The 5125-nt window shown below is 33.6% G+C and carries 4 protein-coding genes; all 4 read right to left on the bottom strand.

The window, feature by feature from the left end; genetic code table 11:
- Positions 1-167: 167 nt before the first annotated feature.
- The gene (locus F3G86_RS01175) at positions 168-3563 is read right to left on the bottom strand and encodes an alpha/beta hydrolase family protein (RefSeq protein WP_149722744.1); all 3396 of its coding nucleotides are present in this window, start codon (positions 3561-3563) and stop codon (positions 168-170) included.
- On the bottom strand, positions 3563-4216 hold the full coding sequence (locus tag F3G86_RS01170; RefSeq protein WP_149722743.1) for a tRNA 2-selenouridine synthase: 654 nt from the start codon (positions 4214-4216) through the stop codon (positions 3563-3565). Before F3G86_RS01170 ends, F3G86_RS01175 begins: the two co-directional genes overlap by 1 nt.
- A gap of 141 nt (positions 4217-4357) precedes the next feature.
- Complete coding sequence (locus F3G86_RS10295; protein WP_162533529.1) at positions 4358-4498, bottom strand: hypothetical protein; 141 nt, start codon at positions 4496-4498, stop codon at positions 4358-4360.
- On the bottom strand, positions 4498-5125 hold a 628-nt coding region (locus F3G86_RS01165), incomplete at its 5' end, for a tRNA 2-selenouridine synthase (protein WP_149723139.1). The genes F3G86_RS01165 and F3G86_RS10295, both read right to left, overlap by 1 nt.

Here is a 5125-nt window from a genome sequence, read left to right as displayed (position 1 = left end):
TCTCCATTAAACACATTTGGTTCGTAAAAATGATTTAAATCACGGCAATAAAAAGTTATATTTTTGTATGTCTCACCATTAACACTAAACTCAAAAAGCAATTCCTCTATGCTTCTAATAATTTTTGTATTATCTAATCTCAAGAACGATCCTTCTCTTTAAATTTATCAACTAACAAGCATTGTAAAGCTCGTTGTGTTTATGTCGTTTTCATATCCACTATCTAGCCCTTTAGCTACCTCAAGCTCTATACTTTTTGCACCAGTTGGAGTTAAAAATACCTTTGTATAAGTTTGCTTGTTTTTATCTGTGCTAGAGCTGTTAAACTCGTCTAAACTAGCATAAAATCCCACACCGCTTTCAGGACTATTTGCTTTTTTATAGTTCTCTTTATCAAGTGCGCTAAAATTCTTTGGAGCAACAAATACCAAATTTAGCTTATCCGCTCCATATCTTAGTTTAAATTCTTTGATATCATAACGCTTATTATCGTAATTATCCACCAAAAGAGCCTTTAAATTCTTATCGTCTACGTCTCTTCCCTCATCTAAGTTGAGCTTGATCTTGCTAAATCCATTTTTATCTTCAAATTTTTTATCAAATAGATAGTACGTAGCCACTAAAAGATTATCACTCTGAGAAGCGAAAGCCTTCACATGAAGTCTTATCACTGGCTTGTTTAAATTTGGATTTAGCACCGCTGCATTATTATTTTCAGATGTTGGGCTACCTATGCTATGAGCTAGCTTTATCCTGTTTTCTTTTTTTATGCACCTTAGCGGCGAGCTGGTATTGCTTAGGCACGCTGGCACTAGGTCTTGCATAACAGCATAGTGGTTATTCATACTTTTTAGACTAAGAGCCGCTCTTGGTACGTATGCTACCTTGGTGCAAGGGTTTTTAGCTGAGCAGCCAACTATCGGTGAGTTGATAAAGTCAATATCAAGTATCACGCCTTGATCGTCTGATCTTATGCTTTTGCCCGCTCTACTTTTTAAGATCACATGGCCACCATGTGGGCAAACTACCACGTCATCTTCTATTATTGGATTAGCAAATGCAGTACCACCAGCACTTAGCGCGCTACTTTTCTTTTCTAAATTTAGCCTCTCACTTGCCTTTTCAAGCGACTCTTTGGTCTCTTTGTTTGTTGGTTTTAGGTCTATATTTAGGCTTTTATTTAGTAGTGAGTAGTTTAGTATGCTAGCCTGTGAGTTTTTATAGGTAACACTTAGTCTTCCTTTGTCTTTTTCCTCGTCCCTTGGCTGGTGAGAGAAGCTTAGTAGGTTAGAATTTTCCTCCTCCCCGTCCTCTTCTTTTTTAAAGTATAGTGGATAGTCTGATTGCTCGGTGGCGGTGTTTAGTGGCATAGAGTTTAAAAAGACATTTGGCTTATAAGACCTGATGTCCTCTATATTTAGCCTATCTTCTATCTTATTATAAATTTCATCGCAGTCTACAACATCCTTATCGTTTAAAAATATATAAAGCTGCTTATCCTCAGTGTCAGCAAACGCCGTAGAGCTTGATCTATCTAGGCTAAATTTCTCCTTTGCCCCATTGTCTCTTATATAAATGCTAGTAAAGTTATCACTAAACATAGCATTTTTAAACTGGGCCTTCTTAGCCTTTATAAACAAGCTATCTTTCTCTTTTGGCAAATAGCACTTTGTAAGATTTGAGCCGTAGGTGTAGGCTTTCGTGATATCAGTTTTATCTTTTATTAGCTCATTTTCATTATGTATAAATTCCAGTGGATACATCTTTTGCAGCGATCTTACCTGATTTAAAGGTATATTTGAACTATCGTCCATATCGTTTTTGTCTATTATCCTTGCATAAATTTGCTTATCTGCCAGATCCATCAGCATATCCACCAAGGTTACTTTACTTAGCTTATTTTCGCTTTCGGCAGAGTATTTGTCTATTATCTCTTGATACTCCTCATCTCCAAGGCTCTCTAGTATATGATAAAGCTCTCCTAAAATGATACTTATATAGTTTTGATTACCATCTTTTATATTTTCGTTTTTATCGCTGAGCTTATATTTATTGCCCTCTATGTTGTCTACTAGTATGGCAGATAGCTTATCAAGATATGTTAGCGCATAGGATATGTCCTCACTTAGCGCCTTTTTCTTGGAATTTTTATCTTCTTTTAAAAGGTAGTCATATAGATATATGGCATATATTATACTAGTCATATAGTGTGAGTTTTTATAGTAGATACCATCGAGTTGACCTATATGAAGCAGATGAAGCCTAGGCGTATTTTTGTAGTTTATCCTATCATTTGGAGTAAGCCCTAGTTTATACCCTAGATCAGCTATCACCGACACAGTAGGCTCTATGGCTCTATTAAAGTCATTGCCTATGTTAAATTCCTCGCAAGTCACAGTATTTTTTATAGTCTCGCAGTGATGTATCTCAAATGGTATGCGGTCTTTGTATATAGTTTTGCAACTAGCAGCGCTCTCCTCTAGCAAGTTAGAGTCTAGCTCGTCTTTGTGCTCTTTGCACTCGCTTATTAGAGTATCAGTACTTTTTGAGCCATTATATATCTTATCTACGCATTTGTCTATGACCTTTCTGGTAAATCCAAAAAGATCAAGCAGCTTATGCACGCAAAATTTGATCATCTTAACTATCAGCCTAACCACCCTAAATACAAAATGCAAAGCACTGATAGCAAGACCACCCACGCCAGGAGCATTATATGTATAAAGCTCATCTACGTTTAGACTCTTATAAAACAAGCAACATACCTGAGATAGGTGACCGCCAAGGCTGTGGCCACATATACTTACGTTAAAGTTAGGCGTTTTCTCGTCACTACCACTATCCTCTCTGATAGCCTTTTTTATATCGCCGATCATCGTAAAGAGCGATATGATCTGAGGTAGTCCAGCAAATGCAGCTATAAACACGTCAGTAAGCACCAAGTCTTTTAATAGCTCAGCACCGCCAACCTCCGTGCCCCTAAATGCTATGATATATCTTGGCTTGTCGCTACTCATAGTAGGCTCTGTATCCTTAAATATCGTGTAAGAAAAGCCAGATATTGCGGTATTTTGCTGGTGAGATATCAGCTCATATCTATTTACAAATGTTTTTGTGCGGTGAGATAGAGAGGTTGGTTTATAAAATAATTCTTGTTCTTTTGTCTCTTCGTCTACGTGTATAAAATTTTTAACATCATTATCAATAGCATGAGGTTCATTTTCGTTTGGCTCTATTATCATTTTATCTTTCATAAATCTGGCTTCTACACAAAGAGCATAAGCTGTAAGAGTCCCAGTTTCTTTTATGATATTTTCATTTTCGTCTTGTAACTTTGTTTTTAATATATCACCTATTTTTATTCCATCAGCATAAGACCACTTAGGTTTTGGCTTTTTTAGTATTTTGTAGTTATAAAATTCATCAGACTTGCTCCATGTTTCATTATTATCTATAAATTCATAAAATGAATAAGAGGCGTCAGCCATATCAGCATGATCTTTTATATCAGATATTATTTGTCTTACAGATTTATTTTTAGGATTGTTATTGCTATTTTCCACTATTTTTCCTTAACAAAAGTGTTTTTAGAGCTATCAAAGTAAAATTTATTTCCACCTAATACATAGTTTGTTTCACTCTTGCTAAATTTTATACCAGCTCCTTCATCGCCAAATAAGCCATATTTTTTTGATTGATAGCTGTATGTTAGTGATATAGTTATAGGTATGATTTTATTGTCATCTATATAAAATTTTCTTAGCAATGGTTTTGGTGATTTACTAAAATTCTCATCTCCTATAAATTCTTTTATTTTATTAATATACTCTTCTGGTATTTTTACTTTTTTACCTGTTTCATTTTCATAGTCTAGCCATTTAAGATAGTATCGTTTGCCGTTTGATAGAATTTTTGGCAAATTCTTATCGACCAAAGTCATATCAACATCATATATTGTTATAAATTTATCCCCTTGCTTTATTTTTCTAGGGTTTGATCTTATCTTATCTCCAAGCGATTTGCTTAGCTCTTTCCTCTCAGATTCCCTTTTCTCTATCTCATCAACAAATTTCTGATTAAATATATAAACCCCACCATATTTACTAGCTAAATTCTCTAGCTCAGAGTTACTTATCTTATTGCTTGCTTGATTTGCAGAGCAAGCTATTAAAAATATGCTTGTTAGTAGTAGAAGTATAATGCCTATAAATTTCATCCTATATCCTTTTAGAAAATTTATTTTGCTTATTTTATTGTCTTTGAAATTATAATATTATTAATTTATTATGTTTTATTTGTAGATTGTTAAATTTTTTTAGGCTTTTATCTATTAATCTCACTTATTGTTATAGAAATCTTATGACTTGCTCCATGTTTCATTATTATCTATAAATTCATAAAATGAGTAAGAAGCATCAGCCATATCAGCATGATCTTTTATATCAGAGATTATTTGTTTTACAGATTTATTTTTAGGGTTGTTATTGCTATTTTCCACTATTTTTCCTTAACAAAAGTGTTTTTAGAGCTATCAAAGTAAAATACATTATTTCCGCCTATATCAACTATATATTTTTTACTAAAACTAATGCCAGCTCCTTCATCACCATATAAGCCATAGCTTTTTTTAACAACGTCATAATATAGAGATATTGATATAGGTATTATTTCGTCATTACTTATATAAAATTCTGATAAAAGCATGTGTGGTTTAAATTTGTTATAGTTTTCAAGCCCTATAAAACCCTTGATCTTATCCGCAAATTCTTTTTGAATTTTAGCTTTTTTGCCAGTTTCGTTTTCGTAGGTTGTCCAAATAGTGTAGTATCGCTTACCGTTTGAAAGGGTTTGCTCTATTTTTGGATTGTTATAATACCTTTCCTTTAGTAGCTCTCTCATCTTTGCGTTTCTTTCGCTTTTGTTTGATATATGGGCTATTTCACTTAAAATTTGTTGATTAACCGCTTTTCTCTCAACTTCTCTTTTCTCTATCTCTTCAACAAATTTTTGATTAAATATATAAACCCCACCATATTTACTAGCTAAATTTTCTAGTTCAGAGTTGCTTATCTTATTGCTTGCTTGGTTTGCAGAGCAGGCTATTAAAAATATGCTTGTTAGTAGT

Source organism: Campylobacter concisus (assembly GCF_902460595.1).
Classification (GTDB): domain Bacteria; phylum Campylobacterota; class Campylobacteria; order Campylobacterales; family Campylobacteraceae; genus Campylobacter_A; species Campylobacter_A concisus_BL.
This window is presented reverse-complemented; position numbering and strand designations above follow the sequence as displayed.